The sequence below is a fragment of the Huaxiibacter chinensis genome (assembly GCF_022171985.1).
Lineage (GTDB): Bacteria > Pseudomonadota > Gammaproteobacteria > Enterobacterales > Enterobacteriaceae > Enterobacter > Enterobacter chinensis_A.
The window spans coordinates 264276-284862 of sequence record NZ_JAJVHF010000004.1 but is presented as its reverse complement, the minus strand read 5'-3'; the positions used below and the strand labels follow the sequence as shown (position 1 = coordinate 284862).

The 20587-nt window shown below is 53.8% G+C and carries 18 protein-coding genes and 1 pseudogene; 11 read left to right on the top strand and 8 right to left on the bottom strand.

Features of this window, described 5'->3' with window-relative positions; translation table 11 throughout:
- The first annotated feature begins 343 nt into the window (after positions 1-343).
- On the top strand, positions 344-979 hold the full coding sequence (locus LZP96_RS13100) for a hypothetical protein (protein ID WP_023279901.1): 636 nt from the start codon (positions 344-346) through the stop codon (positions 977-979).
- 135 nt (positions 980-1114) lie between these two features.
- Here LZP96_RS13100 and LZP96_RS13095 read toward each other — a convergent pair.
- The 4 genes and pseudogenes from LZP96_RS13095 to parC all read right to left on the bottom strand — a co-directional run.
- Positions 1115-2290 (bottom strand): annotated as a pseudogene (locus LZP96_RS13095) (YgiQ family radical SAM protein); the annotation flags it as partial.
- Between the two features lie 175 nt (positions 2291-2465).
- Positions 2466-3878 (bottom strand): cell division protein FtsP, encoded by a 1413-nt coding sequence (gene ftsP / locus LZP96_RS13090; protein ID WP_064327421.1) that lies wholly within the window; start codon positions 3876-3878, stop codon positions 2466-2468.
- Positions 3879-3936: 58 nt separating this feature from the next.
- On the bottom strand, positions 3937-4674 hold the full coding sequence (gene plsC / locus LZP96_RS13085) for a 1-acylglycerol-3-phosphate O-acyltransferase (RefSeq protein WP_064327422.1): 738 nt from the start codon (positions 4672-4674) through the stop codon (positions 3937-3939).
- Positions 4675-4838: 164 nt separating this feature from the next.
- Positions 4839-7097, bottom strand: coding sequence for a DNA topoisomerase IV subunit A (gene parC, locus LZP96_RS13080; RefSeq protein ID WP_258926055.1), 2259 nt, complete (start codon positions 7095-7097; stop codon positions 4839-4841).
- A 276-nt stretch (positions 7098-7373) separates the two neighbouring features.
- Here parC and tssD point away from each other — a divergent pair, with 276 nt between their 5' ends.
- The 4 genes from tssD to LZP96_RS13060 are packed head-to-tail and all read left to right on the top strand — an operon-like array spanning position 7374 to position 11429.
- Entirely contained in the window at positions 7374-9359 is a 1986-nt protein-coding gene (tssD, locus tag LZP96_RS13075) for a type VI secretion system tube protein TssD (protein WP_258926054.1), read from the top strand.
- Between the two features lie 53 nt (positions 9360-9412).
- A complete protein-coding gene (locus tag LZP96_RS13070; protein WP_232462950.1) occupies positions 9413-10036 on the top strand; it encodes a DUF2931 family protein in 624 nt (207 codons plus the stop codon).
- A gap of 14 nt (positions 10037-10050) precedes the next feature.
- Positions 10051-10731 (top strand): DUF2931 family protein, encoded by a 681-nt coding sequence (locus LZP96_RS13065; RefSeq protein ID WP_258926053.1) that lies wholly within the window; start codon positions 10051-10053, stop codon positions 10729-10731.
- 14 nt (positions 10732-10745) lie between these two features.
- A complete protein-coding gene (locus tag LZP96_RS13060; protein ID WP_258926052.1) occupies positions 10746-11429 on the top strand; it encodes a DUF2931 family protein in 684 nt (227 codons plus the stop codon).
- A gap of 58 nt (positions 11430-11487) precedes the next feature.
- Here LZP96_RS13060 and LZP96_RS13055 read toward each other — a convergent pair whose 3' ends face one another.
- A complete protein-coding gene (locus LZP96_RS13055; protein WP_064327427.1) occupies positions 11488-11895 on the bottom strand; it encodes a YgiW/YdeI family stress tolerance OB fold protein in 408 nt (135 codons plus the stop codon).
- A 139-nt stretch (positions 11896-12034) separates the two neighbouring features.
- Here LZP96_RS13055 and qseB point away from each other — a divergent pair, with 139 nt between their 5' ends.
- The 6 genes from qseB (at position 12035) to LZP96_RS13025 (ending at position 16145) form a co-directional block, all read left to right on the top strand.
- Positions 12035-12694, top strand: a complete 660-nt coding sequence (gene qseB, locus LZP96_RS13050; protein WP_064327428.1) for a quorum sensing response regulator transcription factor QseB — start codon at positions 12035-12037, stop codon at positions 12692-12694.
- On the top strand, positions 12691-14037 hold the full coding sequence (gene qseC / locus LZP96_RS13045) for a quorum sensing histidine kinase QseC (RefSeq protein WP_064327429.1): 1347 nt from the start codon (positions 12691-12693) through the stop codon (positions 14035-14037). The genes qseB and qseC overlap by 4 nt, the downstream gene beginning before the upstream one ends.
- A 104-nt stretch (positions 14038-14141) precedes the next feature.
- Positions 14142-14723, top strand: coding sequence for an NAD(P)H-dependent oxidoreductase (locus LZP96_RS13040; protein WP_064327430.1), 582 nt, complete (start codon positions 14142-14144; stop codon positions 14721-14723).
- A 30-nt stretch (positions 14724-14753) separates the two neighbouring features.
- Positions 14754-15068, top strand: a complete 315-nt coding sequence (locus tag LZP96_RS13035; protein ID WP_064327431.1) for a putative quinol monooxygenase — start codon at positions 14754-14756, stop codon at positions 15066-15068.
- An 88-nt stretch (positions 15069-15156) separates the two neighbouring features.
- Positions 15157-15597, top strand: coding sequence for a peptidoglycan-binding protein LysM (gene lysM / locus LZP96_RS13030; RefSeq protein WP_064327432.1), 441 nt, complete (start codon positions 15157-15159; stop codon positions 15595-15597).
- Positions 15598-15617: 20 nt separating this feature from the next.
- Entirely contained in the window at positions 15618-16145 is a 528-nt protein-coding gene (locus LZP96_RS13025; RefSeq protein ID WP_064327433.1) for a hypothetical protein, read from the top strand.
- 15 nt (positions 16146-16160) lie between these two features.
- On the opposite strand, the gene LZP96_RS13020 is transcribed toward LZP96_RS13025, so the two are convergent.
- Genes LZP96_RS13020 through LZP96_RS13010 form a run of 3 tightly spaced genes read right to left on the bottom strand, consistent with a single transcriptional unit; the run spans position 16161 to position 20493 of the window.
- Complete coding sequence (locus LZP96_RS13020) at positions 16161-17348, bottom strand: glycoside hydrolase family 88 protein (RefSeq protein WP_064327434.1); 1188 nt, start codon at positions 17346-17348, stop codon at positions 16161-16163.
- A 28-nt stretch (positions 17349-17376) separates the two neighbouring features.
- A complete protein-coding gene (locus LZP96_RS13015) occupies positions 17377-18645 on the bottom strand; it encodes an oligosaccharide MFS transporter (protein WP_064327435.1) in 1269 nt (422 codons plus the stop codon).
- Positions 18646-18675: 30 nt separating this feature from the next.
- The gene (locus tag LZP96_RS13010; protein ID WP_064327436.1) at positions 18676-20493 is read right to left on the bottom strand and encodes a DUF2264 domain-containing protein; all 1818 of its coding nucleotides are present in this window, start codon (positions 20491-20493) and stop codon (positions 18676-18678) included.
- Positions 20494-20587 lie beyond the last annotated feature (94 nt).

Here is a 20587-nt window from a genome sequence, read left to right as displayed (position 1 = left end):
ATGCCAGAAGTAAACCTTAATTGATTGAATACAGCCTGAGTCCATTGCAAAAATAACACACAGGGTAAATTCGCATATACAGAACCCAACGAAAAGCAAAAGAAACCTGTAACACATTTCGTTTACCTGTCACTTTCAATTGTAAAAGCCAGCAGAAAAAGCGCATATAACTATATTTATCCCTGCGGGGACTTTTGTTTGTGCTATATATTTTTTACAGAGAACCGCAACGCGTCCAAACACAAGAATATATTTACCTCTGGAAAATGGTCTGACTCCCTTTCACGTGGTTGTAGTGACCTGTTCTGTGATTCATGTAATGTCTTTTCTGGATGAGGAAAATATGTCATCACTGATATTTTATACAGACGAAGCACAAGCACTGATTGTAACAGATACCCTTGCCGTCACCGATAATGGGGAGCCGTTATCTTTTGTTTCCAAAGCAGGTTACATCCCCCAGCTAAGAACCATCATAGCAGGTACGGGGGCAGGTGGATTTTCTAACACCTGGTTGCTTGAAGCATCAACCAGAATGGTCGTATCAGGTATACAAAATCTCAATTATCATACATCGGCCTGTCTAAGGAGGCTGTGGAAACAATACAAGCATGACCATGCAATTCCCTCTTCTTCAACGGTGACAACCAGTGTTTATCAGTTCGCAATTTGCGAGGAAACAGGAAATATCGTTTCGTTCGCCTATCGCTCAGTCCATGATTTCGAATCAGAGCAATTACAATACGGAACAGGAGTAAAACCTGAGTGCCAAATCCTGGATGGGGATTTGTTGCAGACAATTCCTGTAATGATGAATGAACAAAGGGCTATACAGGCGACATACTCACACCCGGAACGGATCCATATTGGCGGTGAGATGATTGCGCATTATCTGACATCATCTATGTATCAATGCTTTAAGATTGGGGAATTTGAGGATTTCAGAACTCAGGGAGAGTATATATTGAGCAGGATTTAGGCAAAACGCGGTTCAGATAAAGTGCTTTTAACAGGCTTGCTGAACATTAAAAGGATATCTCTCAATTACGATGAATAGCTTGAATTCTAAAAATAGAAAAGTAGAGTTTAACTCTAAATACATAAAAACAAGAGTAAAAGAGCAGCCGCCAAAGCAGCCGCGCATAATATTGACCGAAAAACGGATCATATCGTAGGCGGGAATGCGGCTGTCGCCATAAGACGGATGCGGCACGCGCTTATATGGCAGAGCGAACACGCTATCCATCTCTTCGGTAGAAAGCGGGATCGCCGGTGGATTCACCCAGATATACCGCTCGCCATGTTTTTGCATCAGCGCGCGGGCGCAGCCCGGGTTGGTTTCATGGTGCAAAATACGCGAGGCGTGGGCGTAGAGCACTTTGTCCCCTTTGACCTTCTCGAAGGAGGGCAAGAGTACGTAGGTTTTTTCCCATGGCTTTGGACGCGGCGGCTGGACAACAACGGCTTTCGCTTCGGCTTTCTTCGGCTCGACGGGTTTGTTATCGGCGCAAGGCAGATCTTCCCCGTACGGATGGGGGATGGGGTCGATTTTTCCGGGCATATCAATGATACGCGAATCGACGCCGGTCCAGCCTGGCAGCGCCTCTTTCACCATGATTGCGGTGTTTCGCACGTCACGGATAGCCGATACCGGCTCACCCTGAGACAGGCGATGGGCCACTTCAACCAGCGGACGTTCGCCGTTACCGAAGATCAGCATGTCGGCTTTTGAGTCCACCAGCACCGAACGGCGCACGGTATCAGACCAGTAATCGTAATGCGCGGTGCGGCGCAGGCTCGCTTCAATCCCACCCAGGATGACCGGCACGTCTTTCCATGCTTCTTTACAACGCTGGGTGTAAACCAAAGTGGCGCGATCCGGTCGCTTACCCGCCAGGTTATCGGCGGTGTAGGCGTCGTCATGACGCAGTTTGCGGTCGGCAGTGTAGCGGTTGATCATGGAATCCATGTTGCCCGCCGTCACGCCGAAGAACAGATTGGGTTTGCCGAGGCGCATAAAGTCCTCTTTGCTGTTCCAGTCTGGCTGGGAGATGATCCCGACCCGGAAGCCCTGCGCTTCAAGCATACGGCCACAGATGGCCATGCCAAAACTCGGGTGATCGACGTAGGCATCGCCTGTCACCAGAATGATATCGCAGCTGTCCCAGCCCAGTTGGTCCATCTCTTCACGGGACATCGGCAGGAACGGCGCCGGTCCAAAACAGGCTGCCCAGTACTGCGGCCAGGAGAAGAGGTCTCGATCCGGCTGGATCAAGGATATTGCGCTCATAATGCTTCCGAAGAAAAAATAAACAAAGGGCGGGGATTATACGCTGGAATAATGCGGGAAATGAAGGGGTATTATGCGGGCTGTTGCCCTCACCCCGACCCTCTCCCACAGGTAGAGTGGGAAGAGCGGAGCGAGCTAAATTTGCCCTCTCCCACAGGGAGAGGGGAAGAGCAGATTACGGTGCGGGGTTTACCAGCAGCTGGCCGACCGATCCCCGATCCGCCATCTCCAGGGTTTGACTGTGGAACAGGAACGGGAAGTGCGGCCACGAAGGTTGACCGTAATAGACCAGCAGCTCAACCTGCCCGTCGACCCAGACGGTATCTTTCCAGCCTCTGTCTTCCGGGAACGGCATCGCCCCGTTGACGTTGCGGATTAAGAACGTTACGCCTTCAATATGGAACGACTGAGGCATTTCGGCACGCACCGTCCAGCGCTCCCAGGTCCCCTGCTGCGCCGTAATATCAATGCGGTTGACATCCCACAGCGCGCCGTTGATACCCGGATCGTCTCCCAGGGTAATATCACGGCTACGGACGGGCGAACCGGTCAGGATCTCTTCGGGCAGCAGGCGCATCGGCAGGCTGTCCGTCACCAGCGGTAACAGACCCGTCGGACGCAGCGTGAGCACCAGCGTAGAGACCAGAATACTCGACGGCTCAAAGAAGCCCCGAATACGATCCACAATGCTTGCCGCTTCGCCACAGGTGATGGAAACCTCATCGCCGTTAGTCATATCCACCAGGATTTCGCGGCGTTCGCCCGGGGCCAGCGTCAGCTGTTTAACGGATACCGGCGCAGGCAAGAAGCCCTGATCGCCTGAAATAACATGCAGCGGACGACCGTCGCTCATCTGCAGCAGATAACGACGCGCGTTTGACGCATTCAGTAAACGCAGACGTACCCAGCCGCGCGACACTTCGACATACGGGCTTTGCGCGCCGTTGACCAGCAAGGTGTCCCCGACAAAGCCGCCGCTGCCCGGTTCGCTGTATTCCGGTGAGCCAAAATTATCCAGCCGCTTATCCTGGATAATGACCGGGAAATCATCCACGCCATAATGGTTGGGGATCGGCAGAGATTTGCTGATCTCATCTTCCACCAGCCACATGCCCGCCAGCCCGTTATAGACCTGCTGAGCCGAGCGGTTAGGCGTGTTAGCGCGATACCACAGCGTGGATGCGCTCTGTCGAATCGGCAGCACGGGTGCCCAGTCGGCGCTGGGGGACATCATGCGCGCAGGACCGCCAATCAGCGGACCCGGCACCTGCAGACCGCTGATGGTCATCGCAACGTTTTCAGTCAGACGGTTACTGTAAATAAGCTTAACGTCATCGCCGCTCCAGACGCGGATCGTCGGGCCAAGATAGCGCCCGTTAACACCCCACACCGACGCGCGCGTTCCCTGCGTGAATGTCCAGTGGGCGCGTTGCATCGTCAGGAAAAGGGGCTGACCACGACGGGATTCCAGTAACGGCGGAACAGGCAGCGGCTGTTGCTGCCCCGCGGCGTTGGCTGTCAGGGGAACCGCACCCGCACAAAGGGCGATTCCCGAAGCCTGAATAAACTGACGCCGACTGAGTGACATATAAGCTCCATCTGAAACGACTGACAACGTGGGAAATCTTTTTCCCTTTAACGCCGGATTAAATCTTTCCGGCGGCTTCTCTTTCTGCGACTTCTTTGTCGAGCTGGGCAATATGCTGAGCCATCAGTTCACGGCAATGCGTTGCCAGCTCGCGCACCTGATCTTTGCCATATTTGCTGGTATCCACCGGCGGCAGCATTTCGACAATCACTAACCCGTTTTTCAGACGGTTAAGGCTAATCTTATTAGAAGTATTTGAAACGCACACTGGAATAATTGGAACACCTGCCGCAATTGCAGCATGAAACGCGCCCGTTTTAAACGGCAGCAGACCGCGACCACGGCTACGCGTCCCTTCCGGGAACATCCAGATAGAAATACGACGCTTCTTAAAGTGATTGACCACTTCAGCAATCGTACCGTGCGCTTTTGCACGATTATTACGATCAATCAGCAAGTTACCGGTGAGCCAGTAGAGCTGACCAAAGAACGGGATCCACAGCAGGCTTTTTTTACCCACGGTGACGGTGGGGGGCTGCACAATGTTTGCCGCGGTCACCATATCGTAGTTGTTCTGATGGTTAGCGATATAAATGGCGTTGCTGAAATCAGTCATCCCTTCAGGAAGGCGTTGTTCGACTTTCAGGCCATACAGCGGCGCAAGACGACCGAACATGTGACCAAAGGTGGCGACATGTTTTGGGTTACGCGGGCTGAACAAACACCAGATGCAGCCGAAAATACAGACCAGGAGACAATAAATAACGGTAAGAATGGTTCGAACAATAAATAGCATAGCGACCTCTGAAGCCCCAACAGCTGACAATTATACTTCACCTGTGGCCAGGTAAGGACTTTATTACACGCGCGTATTGTTAATCGCAACGCACGAATTAACAACGTTTTTACGGGAAATTTTAACGGGAGCGCCCCTCCTGAACGGAGGGGCGTAATCACGGCTTACTCTTCGCTGTCGCCCGCGTTGCTGCGGTGCGGTGAGTCAATCTCCACGCGGTCGATGCGTTGCAGACCGCGCATCAGGGAGCCGCGACGTCCGCGTTCCCCAACCACCTTCTGCAACTCTTCCGGACGCAGCTTAATTTTCCGCTTACCGACATGAATGGTCAGCGTGCTCTGCGGTGGCAGAATAAACAGATGCGCCAGGCCATCTTCGCCTTTCGCCGCTTCCGCCGACGGAATACTGATGATTTTGTTGCCTTTGCCTTTCGACAGCTGCGGCAGATCGCTGACCGGGAACATCAGCATACGGCCTGCAACGGTGATCGCCAGCAGCATGTCGCTGTCGTTTTCAATCACCAGCGGCGTCATCACATGCGCATTGTCCGGCAGGCTGATCATCGCCTTACCGGCGCGGTTACGCGCCACCAGATCGTTGAAGGTACAGATAAAGCCATAACCTGCGTCGGAGGCCATCAGCAGTTTCTGCTCATCGTTCTCCATCAGCATATGATCAACCGTTGCGCCCGGCGGCAGCGTCAGTTTGCCGGTAATCGGCTCACCCTGACCCCGCGCAGAAGGCAGCGTGATCGGGTCGATGGCGTAGCTTCGACCGGTAGAGTCGATAAAGACCACCGGCTGGTTGCTCTTGCCTTTTACCGCCGATTTAAAGCTGTCGCCCGCTTTGTAGCTCAGACCTGGCGCGTCGATATCATGCCCTTTTGCACTGCGTACCCAGCCACTTTGAGACAGCACGATAGTCACCGGTTCAGACGGCAGCATGTCATGCTCGCTCATGGCTTTCGCTTCTTCACGTTCGTGAAGCGGCGAGCGGCGATCGTCGCCAAAGGCATCGGAATCGGCCTGCAGCTCTTTCTTCAGCAGGGTATTCATCTTGCGCTCGGAGGCCAGAATCGCCTGCAGCTGATCGCGCTCTTTTTCCAGCTCGTTCTGCTCACCGCGGATCTTCATCTCTTCCAGTTTGGCGAGATGACGCAGCTTCAGCTCAAGGATCGCCTCGGCCTGGGTTTCGCTGATGCCAAAGCGCGACATCAGCGCCGGCTTCGGCTCGTCCTCAGAACGGATGATCTCAATCACTTCGTCGATATTCAGGAACGCCACCAGCAAACCTTCGAGGATGTGCAGGCGCTTGAGGACTTTTTCCAGGCGATAGTTCAGACGGCGGCGAACGGTATCGCGGCGGAAGGCCAGCCATTCGGTTAGGATCTCCAGCAGGTTTTTCACCGCCGGACGACCGTCGAGACCGATCATGTTCAGGTTGATGCGGTAGCTTTTTTCCAGATCGGTGGTCGCAAACAGGTGGTTCATCACCTGCTCCATGTCCACGCGGTTGGAGCGCGGCACGATCACCAGACGGGTGGGGTTTTCGTGGTCGGATTCGTCACGCAGGTCGTCGACCATCGGCAGCTTTTTATTGCGCATCTGGGACGCAATCTGCTCCAGCACTTTCGCGCCCGACACCTGGTGCGGCAGCGCGGTGATCACCACGGCGCCGTCTTCTTTGGTCCACACCGCGCGCATACGCACGGAGCCGCGACCGTTCTGGTAGATTTTGCGAATTTCCGCACGCGAGGTAATGATTTCCGCCTCGGTCGGGTAGTCCGGCCCCTGAACGATATCCAGCAGCTCGTCGAGCGTGGTTTTCGGCTGTTCAATCAGGGTAATGGCGGCTTTCGCCACTTCACGCAGGTTGTGCGGCGGAATATCCGTCGCCATGCCCACGGCAATGCCGGTGGTGCCGTTCAGCAGGATATTTGGCAGACGCGCAGGCAGCATTTTCGGCTCCTGCATCGTTCCGTCAAAGTTTGGAACCCAGTCAACCGTCCCCTGCCCCAGCTCACCCAACAGCACTTCGGCATATTTGGACAAGCGAGATTCGGTGTAACGCATCGCAGCGAAGGATTTGGGATCGTCCGGCGCCCCCCAGTTCCCCTGACCATCGACCAGCGGATAACGGTAGGAGAACGGCTGTGCCATCAGCACCATCGCTTCATAGCAGGCGATGTCACCGTGCGGGTGGTATTTACCCAACACGTCACCGACGGTACGGGCGGATTTTTTGAACTTGGCGCTGGCGCTCAGCCCCAGCTCGGACATCGCATAGACGATGCGGCGCTGTACGGGCTTCAGACCATCACCGATAAACGGCAATGCCCTGTCCATGATGACGTACATGGAGTAGTTCAGGTAGGCATTTTCCGTGAATTCATGTAGCGCGAGGCGCTCTGCCATGTCACTCATTACGTGTGATTCCTCAACTCAGAAACCTGCGGGTTTCAGGCAATATTGCCGCAGATACTACCCTATCTGGCGTGATGAGTCACAAAGAAAACAACGCCAGCCTTCGCCCTTTTCAGAGGGATCCGTGCGGCATTTTTAACAGCATTTCATGCAATAAGGCGTACCTGTAACGGGTAAATAAAGTGCATCAACTGGTTTTTATTTGATTAAAGGCAGAATAAATAAACTTATTTCACGTTACGCTTATCCCGCTATCAATTCCACTCAGGAAAATAAATGAGTCAACTTATTTATTTAAGACTTGAGGGTGATATTCAGGGAAACATTTCCGCAGGCTGCGGTTCGCAAAAATCCATTGGCAATCGTTATCAAATGGGGCATGAAGACGAAATTCAGGTCTTTGGCCTGATGCAGGCCGCCAGCCGGAATCCGGGTGGCACGCATCACCACGGGCTGCGTTTTTGCAAAACTCTGGATAAAAGCTCTCCATTACTTAATAACGCAATCAATAATAATGAACGGCTGAATATGTTGTTTGATATTTATCGAATCAATCAATATGGTCGGCTGGAAAATTATTATACTATTGAACTTCGCGCTGCCAGAATTCAGTCCCTGGACTGTAAAATCACCTTAAAAGATTTACCGTATGAATATGTATCAGTCGAGTATGATTATATTTGTTGCCGCCATCTCATTGCCGGTACCGAGTTTTATGATCAGTTAATACCGGATCAATCCCCTCAGTTGCTCCCGATTGTCCAGAAAATACCGCTGCCGCCGCAGCCGCCGGAACGCAAGGCGACCCTGGTAATGGGCATTTTCTTCGACGGCACAGGTAATAATGCTGTGAATACGGGGAGCATGCTTAAAGCCCTAACCGCACAACATTTTGATATCGAGGATCCTGATGCGGAAAGCATTCTTGCTAAGAATGTCTCGGAGAAAATGGGGATTCGCGGAGTGGGCGCGAGCAGTTACCTGGGATATTACACGAACATTCACTGGCTCAATAAACTTTATGAGCAAAACTACCCGCAAGACAGCAACTATATCCAGGGCGTTCTGTATGTGGAGGGGATCGGCACCCGGGCAGGCGAACCGGATGATCCGATAGGCCTGGGGCTAGGAAGCGCAGCGACAGGGATTATCGCCAAAACTGACGATGCGGTGGCGCAGCTGGCAAAGGCAATAAAAATTGTAATCGCCAGGCTCACAGGAAAGTTTGTAGTCGAGAATCTTATGTTTGACATCTTCGGCTTCAGCCGTGGGGCCGCGGCGGCCCGCCATTTTGCTAACCGCGTCCGGGCAGGAGACCAAGCCATAATCCATGCCATCTCAACAGGCTTAAGCAAATTTAGCTACTCCGGAACCCCAGCGGGAAAAACCCGCTTTCTCGGCATCATGGATACCGTAGCCGCAGTCGGCACCGTGACAAACGGTCTCGATCCGCACAGCGCGGACACTGGTGACGTTAATATCCTTCTACGCCCTGGCGTGGCGCAAAAGGTTTTTCATATCACCGCCCAGCATGAGTGCCGCTATAACTTCGCCCTTAACAGCGTGGCTCCCGCCTGGCCTGAGCTGGCACTCCCCGGCGCGCATTCCGATATTGGTGGCGGATATCTGCCGCAGCTGCGTGAAGATCTCTTTCTAACCCGTCCACAAGTCGAAACGCGGCCGGCGAATCAACCTGGGGCCAACTCGCGCGTTTACCGGCAGGCAAAAGAGCAACTGCACGAGCTGGCGCACTGCCCCACACTCATGCCGCTTATCCATACTAATGCGATCACCCCGGAGATCTGGGAAGACGACTATGCTCCCGCCGATCGCTACAGTCAGCCGCAAAAACGCACTTTTGCCGCTCTGACACTACGCCATCGTGTGGTGAGACATGCCTGGTCGAAGGTGGCGCTTCGGGTGATGGTAGATGCGGCAAAGGAGGGAGGTGCACTATTTGCTGATATTGAACAAGACCCTATATACGCTCTTCCTGACGAACTTAAGGCGTACTGCGAACATGCCAGAGCGATGGGCAAACTAGTCCGCCAGCATAAATCCGTCCCGGGTTTTACGCCTGCCGAAGTGGACATAATTGCCAGAAACTTTATCCACTGCTCAGCCCACTGGAACGCCGTTACGCTCAGGCAGACCGGGGAGCTACAGGGCGGCACTGCGGCATCCGAAACTATCGGCTTTGTAAACCGACCGGACGAGAACTGGACCCGAACCGTTTATAACATGGATGGAATAAAACGATGAAAACGCTAAACATACTTACCGTTGCGTTGCTAATGACAACATCGGGTTGTGTGATGCAGAAGTCATACCCTTTACAGTCCAAACAGGCCGCCAGTGCGGACTGGGCACTGCCCACCGGAGAGTGGGACTTTTCTTTTGTCACTCCAAAAGATGTGTGGTCTGAAGCCACTCATGTCCGAATAATTGATACGGATGGTTATCGTTATATCTTCAACACCCTTGATCAGACTTCTCACGTTCGAGATTCGATCGATAAGTGGTCCTCTGCTATTCATGGCCCCAGCATCAACTTCAACAAAGCCAAAAAACCCCCTCAGTACATCGTCTTCTGCTGGGATTCCTATGCTGACCGACAGACTTATGAAACCAGCGTCATTTTTGGGCCAGAAACCTGGCTGCGCATGAAAACGCCTGCTGACCATACATGGTACGGAGAGACTGTCTGGTACAACAGCATGGTGTTTGGCCTGTCCCCGGGAGGCAAAGTCAAAATCTGGTTCTCTGACGTCGAAGGACGGCCCAGCCTTCCCGTTAAGCCCATTAAGCTCAGGACCCTCTCCGGTAAGGACCTGACCCTTTGCAAAGACTACGCCACGCCCGCTGAAGACTATAAAAAGGTCATCTCCGTTGAGGAGATCAACAAAGGGAAAACCTACCCGTACGGGAACTGGGATTAACAGGGATGAGAACCATGAAAATACCTACGCTATTGCTGTCCCTCCTGGCACTGACCGCTGCAGGGTGTAGCTCCGGAAAAACTTATCCCGTTCAGTCCAAACAGGCCGCCAGTGCGGACTGGACACTGCCATATGAATACTGGAGCTTTTCTTTTGTCACTCCAAAATATTTGAGGGCAGAAGCCACTCATGTCCGAATAATAGATACTGATGGTTATCGTTATATCTTCAATACCCTTGACCAGACTTCACGAGGTCCAGACTCCATCGATAAGTGGGCTTCTGCTATTCATGGCCCCAGCATCAACTTCAACAAAGCCAAAAAACCCCCTCAGTACATCGTCTTCTGCTGGGAGTCTTATATTGACCAGGAAACGTATGAAACCAGCGCCATTTTTGGGCCAGAAACCTGGCTGCGCATGAAAACGCCTGCTGACCATACCTGGTACGGAGAGACTGTCTGGTACAACAGAATGGTATTTGGCCTGTCCCCGGGAGGCAAAGTCAAAATCTGGTTCTCTGACGTCGAAGGGCGGCCCAGCCTTCCCGTTAAGCCCATTAAGCTCAGGACCCGCTCCGGTAAAGACCTGACACTTTGCAAAGACTATGTCGTCCCCGGCGGATTATTTAATTTTATCCAGTCAACGCAGGATTTTATTAAGGGCAAAACCTACCCGTACGGGAACTGGGACTAACAGGGATGAATACCATGAAAATACCTACGCTAGTGATGTCCCTCCTGGCGCTGACCGCTGCAGGGTGTAGCTCCGGAAAAACTTATCCCGTTCAGTCCAAACAGGCCGCCAGCGCGGACTGGACACTGCCATATGAATACTGGAGCTTTTCTTTTGTCACTCCAAAATATTTGAGGGCAGAAGCCACTCATGTCCGAATAATAGATACTGATGGTTATCGTTATATCTTCAATACCCTTGACCAGACTTCACGAGGTCCAGACTCCATCGATAAGTGGGCTTCTGCTATTCATGGCCCCAGCATCAACTTCAACAAAGCCAAAAAACCCCCTCAGTACATCGTCTTCTGCTGGGAGTCTTATATTGATCAGGAAACGTATGAAACCAGCGCCATTTTTGGGCCAGAAACCTGGCTGCGTATGAAAACGCCTGCTGACCATACTCGACCTTCCGGCGCACCTGTTTGGTACAACAGAATGGTATTTGGCCTGTCTCCGGGAGGCAAAGTCAAAATCTGGTTCTCTGACGTCGAAGGACGGCCCAGCCTTCCCGTTAAGCCCATTAAGCTCAGGACCCGCTCCGGTAAAGACCTGACACTATGCAAAGACTATGTCGTCCCCGGCGGATTATTTAATTTTATCCAGTCAACGCAGGATTTTATTAAGGGCAAAACCTACCCCTACGGGAACTGGGATTAACAACAAAAAAATGCCGATCGGCTAGCGATCGGCATGTATAGGTAATTTCTATCTGAAATTATTTATTCAGCTTGATAACCTGTTTTACATCGACTTCGAACTCGTTCCAGTCTTTATCGACCTTACCCTGAAGTTCCACTTTATCCTGCGGGCCTACGGTCACGCCGTTCCAGCGCTTGTGGTCGATCTCAACGACCACGGTTCCGGACTCATCGCGGAAGTTGTAGCGGTCATCAGACACGCGCTCGGTGATGTTCCCGCGCAGTTTCACCCAGCTGTCGTCCTTCATCTCTTTGACTTTTGCCGCGGTGGTGAGGTTGGCGTTGTTATCGACAAAACCGCCCTGCTGGGTTTGGGTTTGCGTCTGGGTTGCGGTTGCAGAAGGGCCGTTAAAACCGCCCTGTGCAGCAAAGACCGGTGCCGTAGTCATCATCATGATGGCAGCGAGTGCAGCGAATTTTTTCATCTTCATCTCTCCCTTTAATGTGGTTTCGCAGTCCATTAAACAGAGTAAACCTTAACAACTTCTTAAGGGGAAAATTTATTTATTTTTACTGTACAGCAGCCTCGGCCAGGAGGTTTACTGGCGACATCAAGGAGGAAACATGCGCATTTTACTGATTGAAGACGACAAGCTGATCGGCGATGGCATCAAGGCGGGCTTAAGCAAAATGGGTTTTAGCGTGGACTGGTTTACCGAGGGTAAAACAGGCAAAGCCGCGCTCTATTCCGCGCCTTATGATGCCGTCGTGCTGGATCTGACGCTGCCCGAAATCGACGGGCTGGCGATCCTCCATGCCTGGCGAGAGAGCGGCCGCAGTGAGCCGGTGCTGATCCTGACCGCCCGTGATGCGCTTAACCAGCGCGTCGAGGGGCTGCGTCTGGGGGCAGATGATTATCTCTGCAAACCCTTTGCGCTGATTGAAGTCGCCGCCCGACTTGAAGCGCTGGTGCGACGCAGCCACGGTCAGACGCGCAGCGAACTTCGCCATGGCAACGTCATCCTGGATCCCGTAAGCCTGGTGGCCACGCTTAATGGCGAAACGCTGGCGCTCAAGCCGAAGGAGTTTGCTCTGCTGGAGCTCTTAATGCGCAATGCCGGACGCGTGTTGCCGCGCAAACTGATCGAAGAAAAACTCTATAACTGGGACGATGATGTCTCCAGCAACGCCGTGGAAGTCCACGTCCATCATTTACGCCGAAAGCTGGGAAGTGATTTTATCCGCACCGTACACGGCATCGGCTACACCCTGGGTGACGCATGAAACTGACCCAACGCCTGAGCCTGAAACTGCGGCTGACGCTGCTCTTTTTGCTCCTGTCGCTCACGGCATGGTTTACCGCAAGCGTGGTGGCCTGGCAACAAACGACGCATAAACTCGATAAGCTGTTTGATACCCAGCAAATGCTGTTTGCCAAACGGCTGCTGACGATGGAGTTAGACGCGCATACGGCGTCTGCGCTGATGCAGGACGTGCCTAAAAAGGCCCGACATGGGCATCTGGACGATGACGCGCTGGCCTTCGCCATCTTCTCTCCTGACGGCAACATGTTGCTCAATGACGGGGAGAATGGCCGCGATATTCCCGGACATTACCGTCGCGATGGCTTTACCGATGGACACCTGCAGGATGATAACGACGCATGGCGCTTTCTGTGGCTGACCGCGCCCAACGGCAAATACCGGGTGGTAGTGGGTCAGGAACGGGAATACCGCCAGGATATGGCGATGGATATTGTCCGTTCTCAACTGATCCCGTGGATGGTGGCGCTGCCCATCATGCTGCTGTTACTGATTGTCTTGCTGAGCCGTGAGCTGAAACCACTGAAAAACCTGGCCCAGACGTTGCGCCGCCGTTCTCCCGATGCCACTGACCGACTCAATCTATCGGTCCCCAGCGAAGTGCGCCCCCTGCTTGACGCGCTTAACCATCTGTTTGAACGTACTCAGGAGATGATGAGCCGTGAGCGGCGTTTTACCTCTGACGCGGCACATGAGTTGCGCAGCCCCCTGACGGCCCTGAAGGTCCAGACCGAAGTCGCCCAGCTGTCGCTGGATGACCCGCAGGCTCAGGCAAAGGCGCTGGTACAACTGCACGCCGGCATCGATCGGGCCTCCCGACTGGTGGAACAACTCCTGACGCTCTCCCGTCTGGATTCGCTGGATAATCTGGACGATATCGAGCCTGTCCGGATGGCCGATTTACTGCAATCGTCGGTGATGGATATCTACCATCCTGCGCATCAGGCGGGTATCGAGGTACGTCTGAACGTGAAGGCGGAACAGGTCACGCGTTCCGGACAGCCCTTACTGCTCAGCCTGCTGGTCCGGAATCTGCTGGATAACGCGATACGCTACAGCCCGCGCGGCAGTGAGGTAGACGTTACCCTGGAGGCCCGCAGCTTTACGGTTCGCGATAACGGACCCGGCATTGCGCCGGAAACGCTGACCCGACTGGGAGAGCGTTTTTATCGCCCGCCCGGCCAGGATGAGACGGGCAGCGGGCTGGGATTGTCGATCGTTAAACGCATCGCCGCCCTGCACGGCATGACGCTGACGCTCGGAAACGCCCCGGATGGCGGGTTTATCGCGCGGATAAGCTGGTGAGCAATTATTGCGTCCAGCGCAAAAGACTTTGCACATTTTGCTTATTACTCCGCCTCGCTATCGCGCGTAGAATTGTCCTCAATCTCTCAGCGTGAGGACAAATTATGAGCAACATACTGATTATTAACGGGGCAAAAAAGTTTGCCCACTCTAACGGCCAGTTAAATGACACCCTGACCGAGGTCGCGGATGGTTTTCTGCGCGACGCCGGGCATGATGTCAGAGTCGTGCGTACCGATGGCGACTATGATGTGCACGCAGAGGTACAAAACTTCCTCTGGGCCGACGTTGTGGTCTGGCAAATGCCGGGCTGGTGGATGGGCGCGCCGTGGACCGTGAAAAAGTATATGGACGATGTCTTCACCGAAGGCCACGGCTCGCTGTACGCCAGCGATGGTCGCACGCGTTCTGATGCCTCGAAAAAATATGGATCCGGCGGTTTGCTGCACGGCAAAAAATATATGCTGTCCCTGACCTGGAACGCCCCGCTGGATGCCTTCACCGATGAAGATCAGTTCTTCCATGGCGTGGGGGTCGACGGCGCCTATCTGCCTTTCCATAAGGCGAACCAGTTCCTGGCCATGGAGCCGCTGCCGACCTTTATCGTCAATGACGTGATTAAAATGCCCGATGTCCCGCGTTATATCGCAGAATATCGCAAGCATCTGGCCGAAATTTTTGCTTAACTGTTAGCCTGGAATTAGAAGGAGTTAATCATGCTTACCGTTATTGCTGAAATTCGTACCCGTCCAGGCCAACATCACCGCCAGGCGGTACTGGATGAGTTTGTTAAAATTATCCCAACCGTTTTGAAAGAAGAAGGCTGCCACGGCTACGCGCCGATGGTGGATGCCACCACTGACGCGAGCTTCCAGTCCACCGCGCCAGACTCCATCATCATGGTTGAGCAGTGGGAATCCGTTGCACACCTCGACGCGCATCTGCAGACCCCGCACATGAAAGCGTGGAGCGAAGCGGTAAAAGGTAACGTTCTGGAAACCCACATCCGTATTCTGGAGCAAGGGGTGTAAATAATCCCTGACATCCCTCTCCCTTCGGAGAGGGAATGCCTGCCACCTGCTATGCTTATTCTGACTTCATGTTTAACAGGAGGATGGAATGGGTCTTTTTAATTTTGTAAAAGAAGCAGGCGAAAAACTCTGGGACAACCTGACTGACCATAAAGGTCAGGGTGAGAAAGTCACAGAGCACCTCAAGAAACTGAACATTCCCGGTGCCGAAAAAGTGCAGGTGAACGTGACCGACGGCAAAGCCAGCGTCACGGGCGATGGCCTGACCCAGGAGCAGAAGGAGAAAATCCAGGTTGCCGTGGGGAATATCGCTGGTGTCAGCGAGGTCGAGAACAATATCACCGCGACCGATGCCAAAGACGAAGCCACTTACTATACGGTGAAGTCCGGCGATACTCTAAGCGCCATCTCCAAAACCGTGTACGGTGACGCCAACCAGTACAACAAGATCTTCGAGGCGAACCGCCCGATGCTCTCAAGCCCCGATAAAATCTATCCCGGCCAGACGCTGCGTATCCCTAAAGCCTGACGACAACGGAAAGCGAAAGGATGAAAATAGCCTGTCTTGGCTGGGGTTCGTTAATCTGGAAATATGGTCCGCTGCCCGTTGACGGAGAGTGGAAACCTGACGGCCCCGCGCTGCCCGTGGAGTTTTGTCGGGTGAGCGATGGTGGAGAGTTGGCTACCGCGCTCTGTATGAATGCCCCTGCCGTGCCCGTGCTGTGGGCCTGGCTTAGCGTGACAACGCTAAGCCAGGCCTGTGAAGCGCTACGCAAGCGGGAGGCGATCCCCGAGGCACGCTGTGACGGTATCGGCTCGCTGCTGATTACCGGACGCAACTGCGGTTTTCTCTCATCATGGGCAGCAGAGCGGGGAATTGATGCCCTCATCTGGACGGGGCTTCCGCCCCGTAGCGCCGCAATGGAAGGCCGCGTTCCCACCGTTGACGAGGCGATTGCCTACCTCGACAGCCTTACCGGCGAAACGCGGGATCATGCACGGGACTATTTGAACCGCGTACCGGCTCAAATCAGCACGCCCTATCGAAAGGTGATTACTGACGTTCTGGGGTTGTGATCCACCCCGTCGTTTTTACCAGTACAGCTTCCAGCTCTGGGTAAAGCGCACCAGCGCCTCCACGTAAAAGTAATCTCCCCAGCTTGCGCACTCATCCACGCCTTTATCGCTCGCCAGATGATAAACCGAGTGCTTAAGCAGCCCGTTGCCCTTCTCCTCTTTCCCCATCAGGTAGTGCTTCGTCAAAGAAGACATGATGCCTTTCGCCCATTCCAGGTAACGCTCGCGATCCGGATCGGTCACCGGCAGGTGCTTCACCAGCTCCAGCAGACCGCAGACCGCAATTGCCGCAGACGAAGCGTCGCGAAGCGCATCGGTGCCCACCAGCGCCAGATCCCAGTGGCAAACGTAATCTTCCGGCAGTCGATTAAGGAAGTAGTTTGCCAGCCGTTTTGACAGGGCAATCATCGTTTCATCGCCGGTATAGATATAGCTCAGCAGGAAGCCATAAATCCCCCACGCCTGGCCGCGTGACCAGCAGGAGTCATCGGCGTAGCCTTGCTGGGTATTGCCGTAGCGCGGCGCGCCGGTGTTCACATCCATATAGTAGGTATGGAAAGTGGAAGCATCTTCGCGGATAAGGTATTTCGCCGCCTGGTGCACATGGGCTTTTGCGGCTTCGGCAAAGCGCGGATCGCCCGTCTGTTCACTCGCCCAGTAGAGCAAAGGCAGGTTCATATTGCAGTCGATGATCATGCGTCCGGCCTGTTCGGGATCGCTCAGATCTCCCCAGGCCTGAATGATCCTGGCTTTCTCATGAAAACGTTCAAGCAGCGCTTCTGCTGCCAGCAGCGAAAAGCTCCGCGCCTCACGATTACCGGTTAACCGCCAGCCTGCCACACAGGAGAGCGTATACAGGAAGCCCAGATCGTGCGTATTGGTGTCGTGTCGTCCGGCAATGCGCAGACCAAACGAGCGCACATGTTTCTCGGCCATACGGCGAAATTTATCCTCACCGCTCATTTCCCATGCCAGCCAAAGCTGGCCTGTCCAGAAGCTGGTGGTCCATTCCACGTTGTCGGTCAGGGGATAGAACCCCTCTTTACAGGTTTCTGCAGGAAATTTATCACCGAACTCCGTTAAATGACGGCTAATCAGTTCAAGGACATGGCTGCGCGCGGAGTTCAGTTCATCGCTAAACTGGCGTGTATCGACGGGCGCGGGAATGGTGGCCAGACGTTCCTCAACGATATGACTTAACATATTTCGGTTCCTTCTTTGACGGCGTGAATTATCGTAACGGTGTTTGTTCTGCGAGCGTGGTTTCCCGCGTGCCCCGCCATTTGCTCTGGCAGGCGGATAACGTGAAGGCAGAAATGAGCGTAAAGGTCAGCGCCGTGGCGCCCATAATGATATAGGTCTGTTCAAAGCCGATGCGGTCATACATATATCCCGCCGGTGAGGACACCACGACATTCCCCACATACAGCATCGCCTGATACCCCAGTAAATACATGGTCGCATTGACGCGCTTATCGAAATGCTCGGCGATATATTTAAAGACGGAGACTAACAGCAGGCAGATTTCCAGACCGTACAGCGGCTTAAGCACGGAAATTAACAGGTGCGAATCGCATATCCCGGAAATAATCAGCCGCGCGCCGACCACCAGCCCCACGATTAACAGCCCGCGTTTGGCCCCAATGAAATTCACAAACAGCGGGATGACCATATACATGACAAATTCCATGCCCGACTGCACGGTGCCGAGATAGCCAAATACCGCATTGCCCTGGTGGATATCATCAAAGAAGGTAACGAAATAGCGCGAGAACTGCTGTTCAGCAATAAACATCATCCAGGCCACGCCCGCGACGTAGAGGCAAAAGGCCCAGAATTTGCGGTTACGCAGTAAGGCATAGACATCCGCCGGGGCAATTTTCTCTTTGGTCAACACCTCGCCCGCATGAACGGAGTTCGTGTTTACTTTCAGGTTTAGCAGCACAATCAGCATGATGACCGAGGCCACGCTGCCCATAATAAAGTTATACGAAGGGGATAAATTAAACAGCAAACCGGAGAACGATGACGCCACCGCCCAGCCAAGCGAACCCCACATGCGGATCTGGCCAAACTCCATGCCGTTTAAACGGCTAAAGCGATCGGAATAGGATTCGCAGGCCGCCACGCCAGCGTACCAGGCAAAGCTCAAATACAGGGCACCAATAATAATACCCAGCATCGTGTTAGATAATAACAGCGGTTGATAGACGTAAATAAAGAACGGCGCCATCAGGGCCGACATCACGACCACAAAATAGAGCAGATATTTACTCATGCCGATTTTATCGAGAATATAGCCATATATCGGCTTTAAGATAACCGAGAAAATTCCGTTTACCGCAAACACGGTCCCGATCACCGACCCGCTCAGGTTAGCCTTTTGTCCCAGCCAGATAGCCAGAAGACCAATACTGGCAGACCAGGTAAAGAAATAGAGAAAGATAAAGCTACTGATTTTGTAATATTCTGCTTTATTGCTCGTTGACAGACTTTTCATATCATCCTCGCCGACAGGTAGGGTCCAGAGTTATAGAGAGAACGACAGCGTGCGTTCGCATTCAGGATCGTGAAGGGCAACCTGATTATTTGTTATGTGAAGCTGTGGCGTTGCCGCCGTTTTAGCGGGATCGCCCGACGCCATAACCGCGCAACAAAGCCAGTGCTCTCCTTTCCCAAGCGGCGTGGTCAGGATCGGAACAGAGGCGCATTCTGCAAACATAATGCTGCTGTTCGGCGGCGTGACGAGGCTATCCGGCTGGCGAGCAATCTCTGCTGACAGATCGACAATACTGCTGCTGCCGTTGGTGGCCGACAGGTAGCTGCCCCGCCCCTGAATCTGATGCACTGTTTTCATGACCGCAAACCCGCCTTCCACCGTCTGCAGTTCGCGCTGGGTGTTAATCCGATGCAGTCTGATATGCCAGTCGCCAAAAGGCACCAGCCAGCTCGCGATCTGAACGTCATGCCAGGGCGACCAGCGCGAGAAAATATAATTTTCATCGACGCGTACCTCGTCGCACTCCCGACGCCCGCGGAAATAACCGTCGCCATCGGCAAGCAGCAGCATGGAGTCACAGGCGGCATGTTTCAGACCATAACGCCCACGCTCAATGGTGAAACCAAAGCGGCTGGAATAGGCAAATTTGGTATATTTTGCCTCGGTATTGACGTAGTTATTCAGCTCAAGCTGTCCGGCCGTGAGCAAGACCACGTGCTGAGAATGGTCGCTATGCATCAGGAGCTGCTGGGCGTGCGGGATGGCCTGTTTTTCGGCAAGGACCGGCAGCGGCTGCTCTTCTGCCTGCCAGAAAGGATGGCTCTCCGGCAGGGCGAGAATCAGGTAGGTTTTGAGCGCCCAGTAGGGCGACCCGGGTGAGTTATAGTCTTCGCACATCACCAGATTGGGACAGGCAAACCCCAGCGTCAAAATGCCGTCGCGATCGACAATAGGTTGCTGCTGCCACCAGCGCAGGTGGCGCAACACGATGCCTTTTACAATGCCTGGCGTGAAGACCTCCAGACCGGAAAAGGCGACCGCGCTCCAGAAGGCGACCATCGCGAAGCGGTAGGTCAGGCTGCGGCCAAAAGGCACCGAGGCCCCGTCGGCCGCCGAAAAAAAGATAAAATCCTGGGCAAACTGTCGGGCGCGTTCACGCAGGACAACGGCCCTCTCTTCATCATCGCCGAGCGTGGCGTAAATCAGGCCGTAAAAGTGGAACGCCATCGAGATGTAATAATCTTTTGGTCGACCTGCCCCGTCGGAATACCATCCGTCACCCAGATAGTAAGCGTCCATCATGTCGAAACGACGCTCTATCGCCTGTGGATCGAAGGGTAAACCGGCACGTTTAAAACCGAGCTGGACCATAATGGCAAAGTAGTTCCAGTTACTGTCCGGCATCTGCGCATCGGTAATCTGGTTCAGCCACGCGTGCAGGTTTTTTACCTCGCGCTCGCTAAATGACGCCAGCAGTCGGTCCTGCAGTAACGTCAGCCCAAGCCCATACGCGGCCATCTCCACCAGACGCTGATCGAAAGGGCCCGCATCACCCCAGTATTCTTCGCTGTGCGGATCGGTGCCGAGTTTGATCGCCGTAAGGTATTTTTCGCTGTACGGCGTTGCCTCGCCGGAGGCCATCAGCGGAAACAGGCCCCACAGCGCCCGCGACAGACCTTCCATCCGGGCAATGTCTGCGCTGTAGTGCGCACAGGTCTCGCCCAGCGAAATGCGCGACTGGCCTGGCGGAAACTGCTTGTCCAGCGCGCCAAGCAGGACATTCAATGACGTCACCACATCCTGTCGAGAAGACAACGGTTTTGATTTTTCTCTGTTTGTCGCCCACATACGCTCTTCCTCGTAATCATCTGCGGCAAAGCATAGAGAATCCATAAGGTGCAGAAATGTTAGCCAGCTCACACGCATGAGAGATGAATAAACC

What these genes read in the sequence shown, in the direction of transcription:
- LZP96_RS13100 (WP_023279901.1), top strand. Translation starts at nt 344, where the DNA reads ATGTCATCACTGATATTTTATACAGACGAAGCACAAGCACTGATTGTA.
- ftsP (WP_064327421.1), bottom strand. Translation starts at nt 3,878, where the DNA reads ATGTCACTCAGTCGGCGTCAGTTTATTCAGGCTTCGGGAATCGCCCTT.
- plsC (WP_064327422.1), bottom strand. Translation starts at nt 4,674, where the DNA reads ATGCTATTTATTGTTCGAACCATTCTTACCGTTATTTATTGTCTCCTG.
- parC (WP_258926055.1), bottom strand. Translation starts at nt 7,097, where the DNA reads ATGAGTGACATGGCAGAGCGCCTCGCGCTACATGAATTCACGGAAAAT.
- tssD (WP_258926054.1), top strand. Translation starts at nt 7,374, where the DNA reads ATGAGTCAACTTATTTATTTAAGACTTGAGGGTGATATTCAGGGAAAC.
- LZP96_RS13070 (WP_232462950.1), top strand. Translation starts at nt 9,413, where the DNA reads ATGCAGAAGTCATACCCTTTACAGTCCAAACAGGCCGCCAGTGCGGAC.
- LZP96_RS13065 (WP_258926053.1), top strand. Translation starts at nt 10,051, where the DNA reads ATGAAAATACCTACGCTATTGCTGTCCCTCCTGGCACTGACCGCTGCA.
- LZP96_RS13060 (WP_258926052.1), top strand. Translation starts at nt 10,746, where the DNA reads ATGAAAATACCTACGCTAGTGATGTCCCTCCTGGCGCTGACCGCTGCA.
- LZP96_RS13055 (WP_064327427.1), bottom strand. Translation starts at nt 11,895, where the DNA reads ATGAAAAAATTCGCTGCACTCGCTGCCATCATGATGATGACTACGGCA.
- qseB (WP_064327428.1), top strand. Translation starts at nt 12,035, where the DNA reads ATGCGCATTTTACTGATTGAAGACGACAAGCTGATCGGCGATGGCATC.
- qseC (WP_064327429.1), top strand. Translation starts at nt 12,691, where the DNA reads ATGAAACTGACCCAACGCCTGAGCCTGAAACTGCGGCTGACGCTGCTC.
- LZP96_RS13040 (WP_064327430.1), top strand. Translation starts at nt 14,142, where the DNA reads ATGAGCAACATACTGATTATTAACGGGGCAAAAAAGTTTGCCCACTCT.
- LZP96_RS13035 (WP_064327431.1), top strand. Translation starts at nt 14,754, where the DNA reads ATGCTTACCGTTATTGCTGAAATTCGTACCCGTCCAGGCCAACATCAC.
- lysM (WP_064327432.1), top strand. Translation starts at nt 15,157, where the DNA reads ATGGGTCTTTTTAATTTTGTAAAAGAAGCAGGCGAAAAACTCTGGGAC.
- LZP96_RS13025 (WP_064327433.1), top strand. Translation starts at nt 15,618, where the DNA reads ATGAAAATAGCCTGTCTTGGCTGGGGTTCGTTAATCTGGAAATATGGT.
- LZP96_RS13020 (WP_064327434.1), bottom strand. Translation starts at nt 17,348, where the DNA reads ATGTTAAGTCATATCGTTGAGGAACGTCTGGCCACCATTCCCGCGCCC.
- LZP96_RS13015 (WP_064327435.1), bottom strand. Translation starts at nt 18,645, where the DNA reads ATGAAAAGTCTGTCAACGAGCAATAAAGCAGAATATTACAAAATCAGT.
- LZP96_RS13010 (WP_064327436.1), bottom strand. Translation starts at nt 20,493, where the DNA reads ATGTGGGCGACAAACAGAGAAAAATCAAAACCGTTGTCTTCTCGACAG.